The organism is Enterobacter sp. MGH119, assembly GCF_001037675.1.
Lineage (GTDB): Bacteria > Pseudomonadota > Gammaproteobacteria > Enterobacterales > Enterobacteriaceae > Enterobacter > Enterobacter hormaechei_C.
In genome coordinates this window covers 674,272-691,530 of the sequence record NZ_KQ089929.1, presented here as the reverse complement: position 1 = coordinate 691,530, position 17,259 = coordinate 674,272, and the positions used below count along the sequence as shown (strand labels likewise).

Here is a 17,259-nt window from a genome sequence, read left to right as displayed (position 1 = left end):
AATCATCGTAATGAATGCGTGGAATGTGATATTATAACATTCGATGACTTCTGCAAGCTTAAATTGACATGACGACTTTAGTTTCTCTTGAAAATGTTTCGGTCTCATTCGGCCAGCGCCGCGTCCTTTCTGACGTGTCGCTGAATCTGAAGCCCGGCAAAATACTCACGCTGCTCGGCCCTAACGGTGCAGGCAAATCGACGCTGGTGCGCGTCGTATTAGGCCTGGTAGCCCCTGACGCAGGTGTTATCGTCCGCGAAGACAAATTGCGTATCGGCTATGTGCCGCAAAAATTACATCTTGATGCCACCCTGCCCCTGACGGTGAGCCTCTTCCTGCGCCTCCGTCCCGGTACGCGTAAAGCGGATATCCTCCCGGCGCTGAAACGCGTTCAGGCGGGACATCTTGTTGAGGCGCCCTTGCAAAAGCTGTCGGGCGGTGAAACCCAGCGCGTATTGCTTGCCCGTGCCCTGCTCAGCAGCCCTCAGCTGCTGGTCCTGGACGAGCCGACGCAGGGTGTTGACGTCAACGGTCAGGTTGCGCTGTACGATCTGATTGACCAGCTCCGTCGGGAGCTTAACTGCGCGGTGCTGATGGTCTCCCATGATCTGCATCTGGTGATGGCCAAAACCGACGAAGTACTGTGCCTGAACCATCACATTTGTTGTTCCGGCACGCCGGAAGTGGTGTCAATGCATCCCGAATTTATCTCCATGTTTGGCCATCGTGGCGCCGAACAGCTGGGCATCTATCGCCATAATCACAATCACCGCCATGATTTACAGGGACGAATTGTCCTGCGTCGGGGAAATGGACACTCATGATTGAACTGTTACTGCCCGGCTGGCTGGCCGGGATTATGCTTGCCTGCGCCGCGGGTCCACTCGGCTCGTTTGTCGTCTGGCGCAGAATGTCCTATTTCGGCGATACGCTGGCCCATGCTTCATTGCTGGGTGTCGCGTTTGGTTTATTACTGGACGTGAACCCGTTTTATGCGGTGATTGTCGTCACGCTGCTGCTGGCTGCCGGTCTGGTCTGGCTGGAAAAACGCCCTCACCTGGCAATTGATACCCTGCTCGGCATTATGGCGCACAGCGCCCTGTCGCTGGGCCTGGTGGTAGTGAGCCTGATGTCAAACATCCGCGTAGATCTGATGGCCTACCTGTTTGGCGATCTGCTGGCCGTCACGCCCGAAGATCTCATTTCCATTGCCATTGGCGTGGCGGTGGTGCTCGGGATCCTGCTGTGGCAGTGGCGGAGTTTACTGGCGATGACCGTCAGCCCGGATCTGGCCTTTGTCGACGGCGTGAAGCTTCAGCGCGTGAAGCTGCTGTTGATGCTGGTGACGGCGTTAACCATCGGCGTGGCGATGAAGTTTGTCGGCGCGCTGATCATCACGTCGCTGTTGATAATCCCTGCCGCCACGGCGCGCCGTTTTGCGCGTACGCCGGAGCAAATGGCCGGTATCGCGGTGATTATCGGAATGATTGCGGTGACGGGCGGGTTAACCTTCTCGGCGTTTTATGACACGCCAGCGGGGCCGTCGGTGGTATTGTGCGCGGCGGTGTTGTTTATTTTCAGTATGATGAAAAAGACCGCGCAGTAGTCAGCATGTCCCCGGTGGCGCTTCGCTTACCGGGGCTAGAATTTATCGCTACTTACGGCATCGCGGGCGGCGTAATGCCGAAATGATTCCACGCCCGCACCGTCGCCATACGACCGCGCGGGGTACGCTGCAAGAAGCCTTGCTGGATCAGATACGGCTCCAGCACATCTTCGATAGTCTCACGCTCTTCGCCAATTGCCGCCGCCAGGTTATCCAGCCCTACTGGCCCGCCAAAGAACTTATCCAGCACCGCCAGCAGCAGCTTACGGTCCATATAGTCAAAACCTTCAGCATCGACGTTCAGCATATCCAGCGCCTGGGCGGCGATCTCGGCCGATATAGTGCCGTCGTGCTTCACCTCGGCAAAGTCACGCACCCGGCGCAGCAGGCGGTTGGCGATACGCGGCGTACCGCGGGAGCGCTTCGCCACTTCAAACGCCCCCTCTTCGCTCATATCCAGCCCCATGTAGCGCGCGCTGCGCCCCACAATATGCTGAAGGTCGGGCACCTGATAAAACTCCAGACGCTGCACGATACCAAAACGGTCACGCAGTGGAGAGGTCAGCGAGCCGGCGCGGGTCGTGGCGCCAATCAGGGTAAACGGTGGCAGATCGATTTTGATCGAGCGCGCGGCCGGACCTTCACCGATCATGATATCCAGCTGGTAATCCTCCATTGCCGGATAGAGCACTTCCTCCACCACCGGCGACAGGCGATGGATCTCGTCGATAAACAGCACGTCATGCGGTTCGAGGTTGGTCAGCATCGCCGCCAGGTCCCCTGCTTTCTCCAGTACCGGGCCGGAAGTGGTACGCAGGTTAACGCCCATTTCGTTGGCGACGATATTCGCCAGGGTGGTTTTACCTAACCCCGGCGGACCAAAAATCAGCAGGTGATCGAGCGCATCGCCGCGCAGCTTTGCCGCCTGGATGAAAATCTCCATCTGAGAACGAACCTGCGGCTGGCCGATATACTCATCCAGCAGTTTGGGACGGATCGCGCGATCCACCACGTCATCTGGCTGAATGGTGCCTGCCGATACCAGGCGGTCTGCTTCAATCATCCTTTACCTCACAATGCAGCGCGCAGCGCTTCACGAATCAGGGTTTCACTGCTGGCATCCGGTTTAGCAATTTTGCTCACCATCCGGCTGGCCTCCTGAGGTTTATAGCCCAGCGCCACCAGCGCGGCAACCGCTTCCTGCTCGGCATCATCATCCGATGCAGGCGCGCCCGGGGAAGTCAGCACCAGATCGGCTGCCGGCGTGAACAGATCACCATGCAGACCTTTAAAGCGGTCCTTCATCTCGACAATTAAACGCTCGGCAGTTTTCTTCCCGATGCCCGGAAGTTTAATTAACGCAGCCGGATCTTCACGCTCAACGGCGTTCACAAACTGTGGCGCTGACATACCGGACAGAATCGCAAGCGCCAGCTTCGGCCCGACGCCGTTGGTTTTGATCAATTCGCGGAACAGGGTGCGTTCCTGTTTGTTATTGAATCCGTACAGCAGCTGAGCGTCTTCACGCACCACAAACTGGGTAAAGACAACCGCCTCTTTGCCCGCCTCCGGCAGCTCGTAGAAGCAGGTCATCGGCATATGGACTTCATAGCCCACGCCACCCACTTCCAGCAGCACTAACGGGGGTTGTTTTTCAATGATGATGCCTCTGAGTCTGCCTATCACGTGACGCTCCTGCGTTCTGGAAGAAATTATCTGCCGACATAATAAAAAAAGGCTGGATAAACATCCAGCCTGATTTGTCATTATCGTAACCTGCCTCGCGCCAGATTGAGCCGCGACTCGCTCATTTGCATCGCATTCTGGCTGACGTGACAGTGGGTAATCGCAATGGCCAGCGCATCCGCGGCGTCGGCCTGCGGGTTCGCAGGGAGCTTCAGCAGGGTACGCACCATGTGCTGCACCTGGCTTTTCTCCGCGCTACCAATGCCCACCACCGTCTGCTTAACCTGACGGGCCGCATACTCGAACACCGGCAGATCCTGGTTCACGGCGGCAACAATCGCCACGCCGCGCGCCTGACCGAGCTTTAACGCCGAGTCAGCATTTTTCGCCATAAAGACCTGCTCGATGGCGAAATAGTCCGGCTGAAACTGGGTGATGATCTCCGACACGCCCGCATAGATGAGCTTCAGGCGCGACGGCAGATCGTCCACTTTGGTGCGAATACACCCACTGCCGAGGTAGGTTAACTGGCGTCCCACCTGACGGATAACGCCATACCCGGTGACGCGTGAGCCTGGGTCAATCCCGAGAATAATCGACATCACGCGTCTCCTGTAACGGATCTACACGCTCTCATCAGAGAGTCGCTGCAACCTCATCAGAGATTTCACCGTTGTGGTACACTTCCTGTACGTCGTCGCAGTCTTCGAGCATGTCGATCAGACGCAGCAGTTTCGGTGCGGTTTCCGCATCCATGTCCGCTTTGGTAGACGGGATCATGGAGACTTCAGCGTTATCCGCCTTCAGGCCAGCCGCTTCCAGCGCATCACGCACGGCCCCCATCTCTTCCCATGCGGTGTAAACATCAATAGCGCCGTCGTCGTAGGTCACCACGTCTTCCGCACCGGCTTCCAGCGCCGCTTCCATGATCGCATCTTCGTCGCCTTTCTCGAAGGAGATGACGCCTTTTTTGCTGAACAGGTACGCTACAGAACCGTCAGTGCCCAGGTTGCCGCCGGTTTTGGTGAACGCGTGGCGCACTTCCGCAACGGTACGGTTACGGTTGTCGGACAGGCACTCAACCATCACCGCCGTACCGCCAGGACCGTAACCTTCATAAATGATGGTTTCCATGTTCGCGTCTTCATCACCGCCCACGCCACGTGCGATTGCACGGTTCAGGGTGTCACGCGTCATGTTGTTGGACAGGGCTTTATCCACCGCTGCGCGCAGACGTGGGTTAGAGGCCGGATCGCCGCCGCCCAGACGCGCCGCTGTCACCAGCTCACGAATGATTTTGGTAAAGATTTTACCGCGTTTGGCATCCTGTGCCGCTTTGCGGTGTTTGGTGTTGGCCCACTTACTATGACCTGCCATAAAAAGTTCTCCAAAAATCGCGCCTTCTCAGGCAGCGTTAATTACAAATTCTTCAATCGCCTGCCGGTTGCTCCACGACTTGGTCAGTGCGGCGGCATCCGCCGCATCCACCCAGCGGTAGGTCAGGTGTTCCGTGAACACGATCTCCCGCTCATGGGGAAGCGCAAGGCAGAACCATGATTCCGTATTGCGCTCAATTCCCGGTGCATAGCGATGACGTAAATGGCTAAAAATTTCAAACTCCACCGTGCGCTGACAGTCCTTCAGGGTCAGTTGCTCGTAAGCAACATCAATGGCGACCTCTTCCTTTACTTCACGCGCGGCGGCCTGCGGTGCGGTCTCCCCCTCTTCCAGGCTGCCGGTAACCGACTGCCAGAAATCCGGATCGTCGCGCCGCTGCAACATCAGCACCCGCTTCGTGTCTTCTGCATAAATGACCACCAGAACCGAAACGGGACGCTTATATGCCATATCAGTTTTTCTCTTCCTTCTTCACCACCTCAATGCCCAGCTCAGCCAGTGCGGCCGGGTTGGCAAAGCTTGGCGCTTCGGTCATCAGACACGCGGCGGCAGTGGTTTTCGGGAAGGCGATCACATCACGGATGTTATCGGTGCCGGTCAGCAGCATGGTCAGACGGTCAAGACCGAAAGCCAGACCCGCGTGCGGAGGCGTACCGTATTTCAGCGCGTCCAGCAGGAAGCCGAACTTCTCGCGCTGCTCCTGTTCGTTGATGCCCAGGATGCCGAACACGGTCTGCTGCATTTCACCGCTGTGAATACGCACGGAACCACCGCCCACTTCGTAGCCGTTGATGACCATATCGTAGGCGTTTGCCACTGCGTCTTCCGGTGCTGCCTTCAGCTCTGCCGGCGTCATGTCTTTTGGCGAGGTGAACGGGTGGTGCATCGCGGTCAGGCCGCCTTCACCGTCGTCTTCAAACATCGGGAAGTCGATCACCCACAGCGGCGCCCATTTACTTTCGTCGGTCAGGTTCAGGTCTTTGCCGAGCTTCAGACGCAGCGCGCCCATCGCATCCGCAACCACTTTCTTGTTATCTGCACCGAAGAAGATCATGTCGCCGTCCTGCGCGCCGGTGCGCTCCAGGATCGCTTCCACGATGTCCGCGTTCAGGAATTTCGCCACCGGGCTGGTGATACCTTCCAGACCTTTCGCACGCTCGGTCACTTTAATATAGGCCAGACCTTTCGCGCCGTAGATCTTGATGAAGTTGCCGTAGTCGTCGATCTGCTTACGGCTCAGAGCCGCTCCGCCCGGCACGCGCAGTGCCGCCACGCGGCCTTTCGGATCGTTAGCCGGGCCAGCAAAGACCGCGAACTCAACGGCTTTCACCAGGTCTGCCACGTCCACCAGCTCCATCGGGTTACGCAGGTCTGGTTTGTCGGAGCCGTAGCGACGCTCGGCTTCCGCGAAGGTCATGATTGGGAAATCGCCCAGTTCGACGCCTTTCACGTCGTTCCACAGGCTACGTACCAGGGCTTCCATCACTTCACGCACCTGCTCAGCGGTCATGAAGGAGGTTTCCACATCGATCTGGGTAAATTCTGGCTGACGGTCAGCGCGCAGGTCTTCGTCGCGGAAGCATTTCACGATCTGATAGTAGCGATCGAAGCCAGACATCATCAGCAGCTGTTTGAACAGCTGTGGAGACTGCGGCAGCGCATAGAATTTGCCTTTATGGACGCGGGATGGCACCAGGTAATCGCGCGCGCCTTCCGGCGTGGCTTTGGTCAGCATCGGGGTTTCGATATCAAGGAAACCGTGGTCATCCATAAAACGGCGCACCAGGCTGGTGATTTTCGCACGGGTTTTCAGGCGCTGAGCCATTTCCGGACGACGCAGATCCAGGTAGCGGTATTTCAGACGCGCTTCTTCGGTGTTGACGTGGTTGGAGTCCAGCGGCAACGCTTCCGCGCGGTTGATGATCGTCAGATCGGACGCCAGCACTTCGATAGCGCCGGTCGCCATGTCGGCGTTGACGTTTTTCTCGTCACGCGCACGCACGGTGCCCGTCACCTGAATGCAGAACTCATTGCGCAGCTCAGAAGCCAGCTTCAACGCATCAGCGCGATCCGGATCGAAGAACACCTGAACGATACCTTCGCGGTCACGCATATCAATAAAGATAAGGCTACCAAGATCGCGACGACGATTGACCCAACCACACAGGGTGACCTGCTGCCCGACGTGGGACTGACGCAGCTGCCCGCAATATTCTGTACGCATGAGATATCCCTTAATTAGCCGCAGGCTGATTGTCGCCTGTCTCGCAGGCTACGATGTCGCAGCTTTCTGTATGTCACAACTGGATGAAAAAAGGCGGCTATTATACTGGAAATTCTGCCGCACGATAAGAGCGAAGCACGGCCTGACGCGCGTTTGCTGAACTCTTATTGCCTATTCTCACAAAAATTAACAAAATTATCCGACCGATAACAGGCCATCACGTCGTAAGGTGTAGAAAAGCAATCATTTGACGGGAGCGACGATGTTTACACTTGATGCCACCAAAACCGCCCTTGTGGTCATTGATTTACAGGAAGGCATTCTGCCTTTTGCCGGTGGTCCGCACACCGCTGACGATGTGGTCAGCCGCGCTGCGCGCCTGGCAGAAAAATGTCGCGCCAGCGGCTCGCCTGTTGTTATGGTGCGCGTCGGCTGGTCCGCTGATTTCGCCGAAGCGTTAAAACAGCCGGTTGATGCTCAGGCCCCGGCGCAGGCGCTGCCGGACAACTGGTGGACATATCCTGTCTCGCTCGGTAAACGCGACGGCGATATAGAAGTCACCAAACGCCAGTGGGGCGCATTCTACGGCACCGACCTGGAGCTCCAGCTGCGCCGTCGCGGGATCGACACGATTATTCTGTGCGGGATCTCCACCAACATTGGTGTGGAATCCACCGCCCGTAACGCCTGGGAGCTGGGCTTTAACCTGGTGATCGCGGAAGATGCGTGCAGCGCAGCCTCTGCGGATCAGCACCAGGGCAGCATGACCCATATCTTCCCGCGTATCGGTCGCGTGCGCAGCACGGATGAGATCCTCAGCGCGCTATGATGTACGTGGGCCTGCCCCAGTGGTCGCACCCGAAATGGGTGCGCCTGGGTATTACCAGCCTTGAAGAGTATGCCCGACACTTTAACTGCGTGGAGGGCAATACCACGCTGTACGCTCTACCCCGCGCGGAGATCGTCGAACGCTGGCGCGAGCAAACCACCGACGACTTCCGCTTTTGCTTTAAATTCCCGGCGACCATCTCCCACAACGCCGCGCTGCGCAACTGCGATGATTTAACCCACGAGTTTTTCACCCGGATGTCGCCTCTGGCCAACCGTATTGGCCAGTACTGGCTCCAGCTTCCCGCCACGTTTGGCCCACGCGACCTGCCCGCCCTCTGGCAGTTTCTCGAGGCCCTGCCACTTGATTTCACCTACGGCGTAGAAGTGAGGCATCCGGAATTCTTTGCCAAAGGCGACGCGGAGAAAGCGCTCAATCGCGGCCTGCATCAACGATCGGTCAACCGCGTGATCCTCGACAGCCGCCCCGTGCACAGCGCAATCCCGCACAGCGAAGCCGTTGTTGATGCCCAGCGCAAAAAACCGAAAGTGCCCGTCCATGCGATCGTAACGGCGCAGAACCCGATGGTCCGGTTTATCGGCAGCGATAACATGCAGCAAAATGAGGAGATGTTCGCCGTCTGGCTGCAAACGCTGGCGAAATGGGAGCACACCACCACGCCGTACCTTTTTTTACATACGCCGGATATCGCACAGGCGCCTGAACTGGTCGATGCTCTCTGGCAGGCCTTGCAGCAGGCGGTTCCGTCGGTTGGCCCCGCGCCGTCCATCCCACAACAATCTTCTCTTTTCTGAAATCACCCCCTATCATAGAGACGTGCCATCTGCCAAAAACAGGGAGTTAGTATGGTCAGCGCGCTGTATGCGGTGTTAGGTGCATTACTGCTGATTAAGTTTTCATTTGATGTTGTGCGCCTGAGAATGCAGTACCGCGTCTCGTACGGTGACGGGGGCTTTTCTGAGCTGCAAAGCGCAATCCGGATCCACGGCAACGCGGTCGAGTACATTCCCGTCGCGTTAATTTTACTGCTGTTAATGGAGATGGATGGCGCTGAAACCTGGATGGTGCACGTCTGCGGGCTGCTGCTGATAGCAGGGCGTTTGATGCATTATTATGGTTTTCACCATCGCCTGATCCGCTGGCGTCGTTCCGGCATGAGCGCGACCTGGTGCTCGCTTTTGCTGATGGTGCTGGCTAACCTTTGGTATATGCCGTGGGAGTTGGTTTTCTCCTTCCATTAGCGCACAATATGCCCCTTTATTTTTCCCGGATTTTTACGTTATGTCAGATCGCGACACGCTTTTTTCCGCGCCTATCGCCAGCCTGGGCGACTGGACCTTTGATGAACGGGTAGCCGAAGTCTTCCCGGATATGATCCAGCGCTCTGTTCCCGGTTATTCCAATATTATCTCCATGATCGGCATGCTGGCGGAGCGTTTTGTTCAACCCGGCACGCAGGTCTATGACCTGGGCTGTTCGCTGGGAGCGGCAACGCTGTCCATTCGTCGTAACGTTCATCACGAAGGCTGCAAGATTGTGGCTGTCGATAACTCACCGGCCATGGTCGAACGCTGCCGTCGCCACATTGACGCGTATAAAGCCCCTACGCCTGTGGAGGTGGTAGAAGGCCATATCCGCGATATCGACATCCAGAACGCCTCGATGGTGGTCCTGAACTTTACCCTTCAGTTCCTGGTGCCGGACGATCGTCAGCGGTTGCTGGATAAAATTTATCAAGGCCTGAACCCGGGCGGCGCGCTGGTGTTATCTGAGAAATTCAGCTTTGAAGATGCCAGCGTGGGCGAACTGCTGTTCAACATGCACCATGATTTCAAGCGTGCAAATGGCTACAGCGAGCTGGAGATCAGCCAGAAGCGCAGCATGCTTGAAAACGTCATGCTGACGGATTCCGTAGAAACCCACAAAGCGCGCCTGCGCAAAGCCGGATTTGAACACAGCGAACTGTGGTTCCAGTGCTTTAACTTTGGTTCTCTGGTGGCGCTGAAAGCCGGAGACGCAGCATGATCGAGTTCGGTAATTTCTATCAGCTGATTGCCAAAAACCATCTTTCCCACTGGCTGGAAACCCTGCCTGCGCAAATTGCCACCTGGCAGCGCGATCAGCAGCATGGTCTGTTGAAGCAGTGGTCCAACGCCGTGGAGTTTCTGCCTGAACTGACGCCTCATCGTCTGGATTTACTGCACAGCGTGACGGCGGAGAGCGAAGAGCCGCTCCCGGCCGGGCAGATCAACCGCATCGAAACGCTGATGCGCAACCTGATGCCGTGGCGCAAAGGGCCGTTTTCACTTTACGGCGTAAACATCAACACCGAGTGGCGCTCCGACTGGAAGTGGGATCGCGTTCTGCCGCATTTATCCGACCTGACCGGGCGCACCATTCTGGACGTGGGCTGCGGTAGCGGCTATCACATGTGGCGCATGATCGGCGCAGGCGCGCATCTGGTCATCGGTATCGATCCGATGCAGCTGTTCCTGTGCCAGTTTGAAGCGGTGCGTAAGCTGTTGGGTAACGACCAGCGTGCGCACCTGTTGCCGCTGGGTATCGAGCAACTCCCGGCCCTGAAAGCCTTTGATACCGTTTTCTCGATGGGCGTGCTGTACCACCGTCGTTCCCCGCTGGAGCATCTCTGGCAATTGAAAGATCAGCTGGTCAGCGGCGGCGAACTGGTGCTCGAAACGTTGGTTATCGAAGGCGATGAACATGCCGTTCTGGTGCCGGGCGATCGCTATGCGCAGATGCGCAACGTTTACTTCATCCCTTCCGCGCTGGCGCTGAAGAACTGGCTGGAGAAATGTGGGTTTGTCGATGTACGCATCGCCGATGTGTGCGTGACGTCGATTGAAGAACAGCGTCGCACCGACTGGATGATCACCGAATCGCTGGAGCAATTCCTCGACCCGGACGATCACAGTAAAACCATCGAAGGCTATCCGGCCCCGATGCGTGCGGTATTGATTGCGACGAAGCCGTAGTTTGTGCCGGGTGGCGGCTGCGCCTTACCCGGCCTACGCGTCGCACGTTTTCTCCAAAATAGTTCAAGTTGCAGCAAGGCGGCAACGCAGCGAATCCCCGGGAGCTTACATCAGTAAGTGACCGGGGTGAGCGAGGCGGCCAACGCGGCTGCGGCTTGAAATATGAAGGAGAAAAAAAGGCCCCTGTGTAATTTGCAGGGGCCTGGTACAAGCAAGCATCATATTGGGCGACATGATGCGCGGTAAAAATCGGTACGTTGCTACACGTGATGACGTTCAATCAACGATTTCATTACCGCAACCGACTCTCCATCCACACCGTAGCGCGAGTACTCATCCGCTTCAGCATCCGTCGACATTGACAACCCTGTATTGCGATAACGCATGGGTGAAGGTATCCATTTACCCGCTGAGCTGTGCAGCTCTTCCACCTCTGCGTTTAAAAACAGTTCCAGATTGCTGGCGCGTACTCCTGCGCCCGCCATGATTATTGGAACACCGGAATGTGCTTTTAGTTCCGTAATTAATTTCAGTCCTTTTTCAGCCGAGGACTGCTGGCCCGACGTCAGAACGCGCGCCACGCCCAGTTCTGCCAGCGTATCAAAGGCTTGTATCGGATCCTGACACATATCGAACGCACGATGAAAAGTGACCGCCATCCCCCGGGCGGCGCGCATGACCTGACGCATACGCGGAAGATCGATGTTGCCGTCTTCGTCCAGTACACCGATCACCAGCCCCGGAAAACCTAAATCACGGACGAGGGCGATATCCTCAAGCATGGCACTGAACTCACCCGCCGTATAACAAAAATCACCGCCGCGCGGGCGAATAATCGGGTGCACCGGAATAGTGATGGCCTGACGGGCTGATTTCAGCACGCCAGAGGACGGGGTTAATCCTCCTTCTTTCGGTGCCGCGCAAAGCTCGATGCGATCGGCCCCGTGCCGTTGCGCAGTGACGGCACACTCCACGCTGTAACAACAAATTTCCAGCAGCGCCATGTCATCCTCCTTAAATTTCACTCAACGTACCATCGTGGCACGTTGCCCGATTGGTGTCTGGATCGACGCTCACAATGCTTACGCTTCGCTGGCGATGATCTGCTCGATAGTCCAGGGATGGAATTTCACCGTCACGTTGCCGTCCGTTACGGCAAGCGTAGGGTTCGGTAAGCGTTCGCGCTCCCCTTTTGGCGAGCTGGTTTTGACGAAAATACCCGGCTGGCTTAACCCCTCGTCGGAAAGCAGCGTCAGCGCACGGGCGTTCAGCGTCTCGGGCTCCCCAGGCAGAACAATTTCGATATGCTCCCAGCCTTCGTGCGGATAACGCTTCTCTCCTGGCCAGGGCAGTTCCACAACGGTGAATTGCCAGTGCGCCACCGTTACCGGCGCATGAAGTTTGAACAGGCAGATCGGGCGACCGTTAATGATATTCTCCGACAGCAGTTCTCCGCACTGTTCAAAGCCACGCCGCCAGCGTTCGGCGGTGGCATTCTGGTGGCAGCGCAAAGAGATGTGATCGGCCTCAAGCGGCGCGATATCCAGCCCGAGACGGGTGGCAAGTTCTGTGAACGCCTGGGTGAAGCGCGGTAAATCTGCGGAAATATCATGCAGTTCGTCAATGGTGTGCCAGTTCGCCATAGGTCAGTCTCGTTTCGTGTAGCAAAGCCGCTAATTTACTCTGTTGCCCCCTGTCGACCAACCGCAGAATCACGGTTTTTTCGACTGCATGATTATGCATACCGTCTTCGCCTGGATTCTGAGCGATCTTCGCCCCCCGCAGGGCTGACGCCCGAAGGCATTTGCAGTATACTCCCGCCCTAAATTCTTAAACTGGCGTGGGTGTTTTTTACCCGCATCAAAAACGTAAGGTATCCAGGTGAATATTCAGGCTCTTCTCTCAGAAAAAGTCAGTCAGGCACTGATTGCCGCAGGTGCGCCTGCGGATTGCGAACCACAGGTTCGTCAGTCAGCGAAAGTACAGTTTGGCGACTATCAGGCTAATGGCGTGATGGCAGTGGCTAAAAAACTGGGCATGCCGCCGCGACAGCTCGCTGAGCAGGTACTGACGCATCTGGATCTCACCGGCATCGCCAGCAAAACCGAAATCGCCGGTCCAGGCTTTATCAACATTTTCCTTGAGCCTGCATTCCTGGCAAGCCACGTTGACGCGGCGCTGAAATCTGACCGTCTGGGCGTGGCTCAGCCAGAAGCGCAGACTGTGGTGGTTGACTACTCCGCGCCAAACGTGGCGAAAGAGATGCACGTCGGTCACCTGCGCTCCACCATCATCGGTGACGCGGCAGTGCGTACCCTGGAGTTCCTTGGTCACAAGGTGATCCGCGCTAACCACGTAGGCGACTGGGGCACGCAGTTCGGCATGCTGATCGCGTATCTGGAAAAACAGCAGCAGGAAAACGCAGGCGAAATGGCGCTGGCAGACCTGGAAGGTTTCTACCGTGAAGCCAAAAAGCACTATGACGAAGACGAAGCCTTCGCCGAGCGCGCGCGCAGCTACGTGGTGAAACTTCAAGGTGGCGACCCGTACTTCCTCGAGATGTGGCGCAAGCTGGTGGACATTACCATGTCCCAGAACCAGCTTACCTATAATCGTCTGAACGTGACCCTGACCCGTGACGACGTGATGGGTGAAAGCCTGTATAACCCGATGCTGCCAGGCATTGTGGCGGACCTGAAAGCTAAAAATCTGGCGGTGGAAAGCGAAGGCGCAACGGTGGTGTTCCTTGATGAGTATAAAAACAAGGAAGGCGAACCGATGGGCGTGATCGTCCAGAAAAAGGATGGCGGCTATCTTTACACCACCACCGACATCGCCTGTGCGAAATACCGTTACGAAACCCTGCATGCGGACCGCGTGCTGTATTACATCGACTCCCGTCAGCATCAGCATCTGATGCAGGCGTGGACTATCGTGCGTAAAGCGGGTTATGTGCCGGATTCCGTGCCGCTGGAACATCACATGTTCGGCATGATGCTGGGTAAAGACGGTAAGCCGTTCAAAACCCGTGCGGGCGGCACCGTGAAGCTTTCCGATCTGCTGGATGAAGCGCTGGAACGCGCGCGTCGCCTGGTGGCCGAGAAGAACCCGGACATGCCTGCTGACGAGCTGGAGAAACTTGCTAACGCGGTGGGAATTGGCGCGGTGAAATACGCGGATCTCTCCAAGAACCGTACCACCGACTATATCTTCGACTGGGACAACATGCTGGCGTTTGAAGGCAACACGGCGCCATACATGCAGTACGCTTATACCCGCGTACTCTCCGTCTTCCGTAAAGCCAATATCGACGAAAGCGTGCTGGCGAATGCTACGGTGTCTATTACCGAAGACCGTGAAGCACAGCTGGCTGCCCGCCTGCTTCAGTTCGAAGAGACGCTCTCCGTGGTCGCGCGTGACGGTACGCCGCACGTTATGTGTGCTTACCTGTACGATCTGGCCGGTCTGTTCTCTGGCTTCTACGAACACTGCCCTATCCTCTCTGCCGAGAGCGAAGCGGTGCGCCACAGCCGCCTGAAGCTCGCGCAGCTGACGGCGAAGACCCTGAAGCTCGGTCTGGATACTCTGGGTATCGAAACCGTAGAGCGTATGTAAAAAATAAACCCGGCAAGCGCCGGGTTTTTTATTATCAGAAATACTTCCGCAAATACTCCGTCAGGCACAGTATCGCCATCGCCTGCCCGTACGGCATCGAGGTCAGCGGTATCTGGCGGTAAAACGCCAGATCGCTGCCCATCCCGGTCCCGAACGAGGTTTGCAGCAGCTCCCCTTCCGGCGAGATGTTTTTCACGATACCGCGAATCGCTTTCTCCGCCACCTCTGCGTACTCTGCGCCGACATAACGCTTGCGCACGGCTTTCAGAATGCCGTAGGCAAACCCTGCCGTGGCCGACGCCTCCAGATAAGATTCAGGATCGTCCAGCAGCGTATGCCACAAGCCACTCTCGTCCTGACATTTTGCCAGTGCGGCGATCTGCGCGTTCAGTACCTGCACCAGATAGCGACGAACGGCGTTGTTTTCCGGCAGATCCACCAGCTCGAGGAAATCCGGGATCACGATGGTCAGCCAGCTGTTGCCACGCGCCCAGCGGGCCCGGGCAAAGTTGTGATTGCCGTCGTAATTCCAGCCGTGGAACCACAGCCCCGTCTCCCGATCCATCAGGTTCTGTACGTGGAGCAGGAACTGATAGATCGCCTCCTCGACGTACTCCGGCTTGTTCAGCAGCTTGCCGATTTTCGCCAGCGGCAGCACCGTCATCATCAGCGTGTCATCCCACATTTGCTGATGGTTCTCTTCCGCCAGGGTGATGTGCTGCATGCCACCATGTTCGGTGCGCGGCATCTCATTCATCGCCCATTCCGCCCAGCTTTCCAGCCACGGCAGCCAGGCCGGGTTTTTGGTCTCTTCGTAGCGATACGCCAGCGTCAGGAACGGCGACATGGTATTCACGTTTTTGGTGGTTGCGCCTTCAGCGAAACGGTCAGTAAACCAGCTGTCGATAATCTCGCGCATGCCTTCGTCACCGGTCTGGCAGTAATACTGCCAGATACCGTATAAACCGACGCCGTGGGTCCATTCCCATCCGGCCCAGCCTTTGGTGTCGATCACGCGCCCGTCGTCCAGCCGAAGCAAAAACTCACCCGTTTTGTCGTGGATATTGACCAGGTTATGCGTCACCTTTTGAATCAGCGATTTCAGCTCATCCCTGGCGATAAAGCGCTCAGGCTGACGCAGTAATGGGCTATGTTTGACAGGCCAAACTTTCATCATCTTAACCTCTGTTGTATGTCGAATTCAGTACCGCGCGATCCTTCAGCGAAGGGGCCGCCGGCTTATTGCGATTCAGATAACCGATATTGTTGTTGCCCCACAGGGATTCATACGGCATACCGGCCAGCATCTCCACGGTGGCGCGGGCCTGCGGGGTCACCGCCTCTGGCATCGCATGGCCGAACTCGCGCATTTTCGCGGTCTCTTCACGCAGGGTGCTGTGGGTCTGCAAATTGAGTTTGAAGCGCAGGGAGACCAGGAAGCCGCAGAACAGTACCAGAATGGTGCCGACGCTCAGGATCATCAGAATGGTGTGGCTCACTTCCGCAGGCTGCACTTTTTGACCGCTGACAAAGCCAGACATCTGCATCACGATCCCCACCAGCATTACCGCACCGGCCTGGGACGCTTTACGGGTCAGCGTCATGATGCCCGCGAAGATCCCTTCGCGACGCTGACCGGTGATCACTTCGTCCACGTCAGCAATGTAGGTGTAGGTATTCCACGGTACGTAGTTGATCCCCCCGCGACCAAGACCGGCAACCGCAGAGATCAGCAGCAGCAGAGCGTAAACGTCGCTCAGGCCCGCGTAATAAAGTACCGCGTAAGAGAGCGAAGCCAGGCCAAACAGCACGACCACCATGCGGTAAGACGGCGCAGGTCCGAAGCGAATGCACAGCGGGATCATGCCGATCACGGCGAGGAACTGGAAGATGGCCATCGTGCCCAGCAGGTTGGACGCCATTGACGCCTCCTGCATCAGCACAAATACCACGTAATAGGTAAACACGGCATTAAAGACGTCCTGTGCGATGTAGCCGCCAAGGTACATCCCCAGATGCTGGCGGAAAATCTTGATACGCAGCGTCGAACTTAATTCAACAAAAAGGCGATTCAGGCTCTGCCCCAGGGTCAGCTTTTTCTTCTCTTCTTCGGCACGCAGGGCCGCTTCAGACCACTCTTCCCGCGAGCGCTCCCAGGTAAAGAACCAGACGAACGTAAGCATCAATGCGCAGAGTACGGAGAAGACCAGGCTTGCATAGAAGAAGGAGATCGCGTTGTCTTTGCCGAAATGCGTGAGCAGGATCCCCGGGAGGAAGGAAGCCAGAATAGCGGACATCTGCGCCATAGAGATACGCGCCCCGGAGAATTTGGTTTTCTGTTTGAAATCGTCCGTCATCTCCGGCACCAGCGTTTCGTATGGCACCAGGATCATGGTGTAGACGATATCAAAGATCAGATAGGTCAGCAGGTAGTACCAGAAACTCATGTCCCCTACCCACATCAGCGAGTAGCTGAAAACGCAGGGAATACCGAGCAGGATGAAGAACTTACGACGGCCAAAACGCTTGCCCAGCCAGGTGGTGCCAAAGTTATCGGTTAAAAAGCCCATTAACGGGCTGACAATCGCATCCAGCACCCTTGCGGCGGCGAAGATAAAGGTTGCTTCAATCGGTGTGAGTCCACAGAAGGTGGTATAAAAATACAAAAGCCAGGCGGCCGTCAGGGCGGTGGTTCCCGCCCCGAGGAAGTCCCCTGACCCGTAAGCAAGATAATTCGCGAGTCCAATTTTACGTGTTTTCATTGCCGTCAACCCTAATCAGTTTTGGGAGACTCCCTGTAAGCAAACCTCGTCCGGGAGTTTTTACACGGCTACAGTAAAAGTATCGACCTGTTGATACCTTTCTGTTTCTGCCATCACAAAGGGGT

Annotated in this window: 18 protein-coding genes; 8 read left to right on the top strand and 10 right to left on the bottom strand. The window is 56.7% G+C overall.

The window, feature by feature from the left end; all coding sequences use genetic code 11:
• The first annotated feature begins 68 nt into the window (after positions 1 to 68).
• Both znuC and znuB read left to right on the top strand, forming a co-directional pair.
• A complete protein-coding gene (gene znuC / locus SK53_RS03230; protein WP_048208504.1) occupies positions 69 to 824 on the top strand; it encodes a zinc ABC transporter ATP-binding protein ZnuC in 756 nt (251 codons plus the stop codon).
• Complete coding sequence (znuB, locus tag SK53_RS03225) at positions 821 to 1,606, top strand: zinc ABC transporter permease subunit ZnuB (RefSeq protein ID WP_003859755.1); 786 nt, start codon at positions 821 to 823, stop codon at positions 1,604 to 1,606. The genes znuC and znuB overlap by 4 nt, the downstream gene beginning before the upstream one ends.
• A gap of 52 nt (positions 1,607 to 1,658) precedes the next feature.
• Here the strand turns inward: znuB and ruvB are convergent, their stop codons facing one another.
• The 6 genes from ruvB to aspS all read right to left on the bottom strand — a co-directional run bounded on the left by ruvB (position 1,659) and on the right by aspS (position 6,914).
• Positions 1,659 to 2,669 carry a Holliday junction branch migration DNA helicase RuvB gene (gene ruvB, locus SK53_RS03220; protein ID WP_003859753.1) on the bottom strand — a complete coding sequence of 337 codons (1,011 nt, stop codon included), beginning with the start codon at positions 2,667 to 2,669 and terminating at the stop codon, positions 1,659 to 1,661.
• 8 nt (positions 2,670 to 2,677) lie between these two features.
• On the bottom strand, positions 2,678 to 3,292 hold the full coding sequence (ruvA, locus tag SK53_RS03215) for a Holliday junction branch migration protein RuvA (RefSeq protein ID WP_003859751.1): 615 nt from the start codon (positions 3,290 to 3,292) through the stop codon (positions 2,678 to 2,680).
• Positions 3,293 to 3,372: 80 nt separating this feature from the next.
• Positions 3,373 to 3,894, bottom strand: coding sequence for a crossover junction endodeoxyribonuclease RuvC (gene ruvC, locus SK53_RS03210; RefSeq protein WP_003859749.1), 522 nt, complete (start codon positions 3,892 to 3,894; stop codon positions 3,373 to 3,375).
• A gap of 34 nt (positions 3,895 to 3,928) precedes the next feature.
• Positions 3,929 to 4,669 (bottom strand): YebC/PmpR family DNA-binding transcriptional regulator, encoded by a 741-nt coding sequence (locus tag SK53_RS03205; RefSeq protein ID WP_003859747.1) that lies wholly within the window; start codon positions 4,667 to 4,669, stop codon positions 3,929 to 3,931.
• Between the two features lie 27 nt (positions 4,670 to 4,696).
• Entirely contained in the window at positions 4,697 to 5,140 is a 444-nt protein-coding gene (gene nudB / locus SK53_RS03200) for a dihydroneopterin triphosphate diphosphatase (protein WP_003859745.1), read from the bottom strand.
• A gap of 1 nt (position 5,141) precedes the next feature.
• Complete coding sequence (gene aspS / locus SK53_RS03195; RefSeq protein ID WP_003859743.1) at positions 5,142 to 6,914, bottom strand: aspartate--tRNA ligase; 1,773 nt, start codon at positions 6,912 to 6,914, stop codon at positions 5,142 to 5,144.
• Positions 6,915 to 7,176: 262 nt separating this feature from the next.
• On the opposite strand from aspS, the gene SK53_RS03190 reads away from it, so the two are divergent.
• The 5 genes from SK53_RS03190 to cmoB are packed head-to-tail and all read left to right on the top strand — an operon-like array spanning position 7,177 to position 10,757.
• Positions 7,177 to 7,743 carry a hydrolase gene (locus tag SK53_RS03190; protein WP_003859741.1) on the top strand — a complete coding sequence of 189 codons (567 nt, stop codon included), beginning with the start codon at positions 7,177 to 7,179 and terminating at the stop codon, positions 7,741 to 7,743.
• A complete protein-coding gene (locus SK53_RS03185; RefSeq protein WP_048208503.1) occupies positions 7,740 to 8,558 on the top strand; it encodes a DUF72 domain-containing protein in 819 nt (272 codons plus the stop codon). The genes SK53_RS03190 and SK53_RS03185 overlap by 4 nt, the downstream gene beginning before the upstream one ends.
• A gap of 51 nt (positions 8,559 to 8,609) precedes the next feature.
• The gene (locus SK53_RS03180; protein ID WP_003859737.1) at positions 8,610 to 9,005 is read left to right on the top strand and encodes an MAPEG family protein; all 396 of its coding nucleotides are present in this window, start codon (positions 8,610 to 8,612) and stop codon (positions 9,003 to 9,005) included.
• A gap of 40 nt (positions 9,006 to 9,045) precedes the next feature.
• Positions 9,046 to 9,789: a carboxy-S-adenosyl-L-methionine synthase CmoA gene (gene cmoA, locus SK53_RS03175; RefSeq protein WP_048208502.1), complete on the top strand. Its 744-nt coding sequence runs from the start codon at positions 9,046 to 9,048 to the stop codon at positions 9,787 to 9,789.
• Positions 9,786 to 10,757, top strand: coding sequence for a tRNA 5-methoxyuridine(34)/uridine 5-oxyacetic acid(34) synthase CmoB (gene cmoB, locus SK53_RS03170; protein WP_022651447.1), 972 nt, complete (start codon positions 9,786 to 9,788; stop codon positions 10,755 to 10,757). Before cmoA ends, cmoB begins: the two co-directional genes overlap by 4 nt.
• 260 nt (positions 10,758 to 11,017) lie before the next feature.
• On the opposite strand, the gene cutC is transcribed toward cmoB, so the two are convergent.
• The gene (cutC, locus tag SK53_RS03165; RefSeq protein WP_047653733.1) at positions 11,018 to 11,761 is read right to left on the bottom strand and encodes a copper homeostasis protein CutC; all 744 of its coding nucleotides are present in this window, start codon (positions 11,759 to 11,761) and stop codon (positions 11,018 to 11,020) included.
• Between the two features lie 78 nt (positions 11,762 to 11,839).
• Positions 11,840 to 12,400 (bottom strand): VOC family protein, encoded by a 561-nt coding sequence (locus tag SK53_RS03160; RefSeq protein ID WP_045896070.1) that lies wholly within the window; start codon positions 12,398 to 12,400, stop codon positions 11,840 to 11,842.
• Between the two features lie 238 nt (positions 12,401 to 12,638).
• Between SK53_RS03160 and argS the strand changes: the two genes are divergently transcribed.
• Positions 12,639 to 14,372 carry an arginine--tRNA ligase gene (argS, locus tag SK53_RS03155; RefSeq protein WP_032609527.1) on the top strand — a complete coding sequence of 578 codons (1,734 nt, stop codon included), beginning with the start codon at positions 12,639 to 12,641 and terminating at the stop codon, positions 14,370 to 14,372.
• A 34-nt stretch (positions 14,373 to 14,406) separates the two neighbouring features.
• Here the strand turns inward: argS and SK53_RS03150 are convergent, their stop codons facing one another.
• Together SK53_RS03150 and SK53_RS03145 are read right to left on the bottom strand one after the other, a co-directional pair.
• Positions 14,407 to 15,546 (bottom strand): beta-galactosidase BglB, encoded by a 1,140-nt coding sequence (locus SK53_RS03150; protein WP_048209383.1) that lies wholly within the window; start codon positions 15,544 to 15,546, stop codon positions 14,407 to 14,409.
• A 4-nt stretch (positions 15,547 to 15,550) separates the two neighbouring features.
• Positions 15,551 to 17,134: an MFS transporter gene (locus tag SK53_RS03145; protein WP_048208501.1), complete on the bottom strand. Its 1,584-nt coding sequence runs from the start codon at positions 17,132 to 17,134 to the stop codon at positions 15,551 to 15,553.
• Between the last annotated feature and the right edge of the window lie 125 nt (positions 17,135 to 17,259).

Excerpts from the sequence above, each read along its gene's own strand:
- SK53_RS03185 (WP_048208503.1), top strand. The coding sequence starts at position 7,740 with ATGATGTACGTGGGCCTGCCCCAGTGGTCGCACCCGAAATGGGTGCGC.
- cutC (WP_047653733.1), bottom strand. The coding sequence starts at position 11,761 with ATGGCGCTGCTGGAAATTTGTTGTTACAGCGTGGAGTGTGCCGTCACT.
- znuC (WP_048208504.1), top strand. The coding sequence starts at position 69 with ATGACGACTTTAGTTTCTCTTGAAAATGTTTCGGTCTCATTCGGCCAG.
- SK53_RS03190 (WP_003859741.1), top strand. The coding sequence starts at position 7,177 with ATGTTTACACTTGATGCCACCAAAACCGCCCTTGTGGTCATTGATTTA.
- SK53_RS03160 (WP_045896070.1), bottom strand. The coding sequence starts at position 12,400 with ATGGCGAACTGGCACACCATTGACGAACTGCATGATATTTCCGCAGAT.
- cmoA (WP_048208502.1), top strand. The coding sequence starts at position 9,046 with ATGTCAGATCGCGACACGCTTTTTTCCGCGCCTATCGCCAGCCTGGGC.
- aspS (WP_003859743.1), bottom strand. The coding sequence starts at position 6,914 with ATGCGTACAGAATATTGCGGGCAGCTGCGTCAGTCCCACGTCGGGCAG.
- SK53_RS03205 (WP_003859747.1), bottom strand. The coding sequence starts at position 4,669 with ATGGCAGGTCATAGTAAGTGGGCCAACACCAAACACCGCAAAGCGGCA.
- SK53_RS03180 (WP_003859737.1), top strand. The coding sequence starts at position 8,610 with ATGGTCAGCGCGCTGTATGCGGTGTTAGGTGCATTACTGCTGATTAAG.
- SK53_RS03150 (WP_048209383.1), bottom strand. The coding sequence starts at position 15,546 with ATGAAAGTTTGGCCTGTCAAACATAGCCCATTACTGCGTCAGCCTGAG.
- ruvC (WP_003859749.1), bottom strand. The coding sequence starts at position 3,894 with ATGTCGATTATTCTCGGGATTGACCCAGGCTCACGCGTCACCGGGTAT.
- ruvB (WP_003859753.1), bottom strand. The coding sequence starts at position 2,669 with ATGATTGAAGCAGACCGCCTGGTATCGGCAGGCACCATTCAGCCAGAT.
- nudB (WP_003859745.1), bottom strand. The coding sequence starts at position 5,140 with ATGGCATATAAGCGTCCCGTTTCGGTTCTGGTGGTCATTTATGCAGAA.
- SK53_RS03145 (WP_048208501.1), bottom strand. The coding sequence starts at position 17,134 with ATGAAAACACGTAAAATTGGACTCGCGAATTATCTTGCTTACGGGTCA.
- cmoB (WP_022651447.1), top strand. The coding sequence starts at position 9,786 with ATGATCGAGTTCGGTAATTTCTATCAGCTGATTGCCAAAAACCATCTT.
- znuB (WP_003859755.1), top strand. The coding sequence starts at position 821 with ATGATTGAACTGTTACTGCCCGGCTGGCTGGCCGGGATTATGCTTGCC.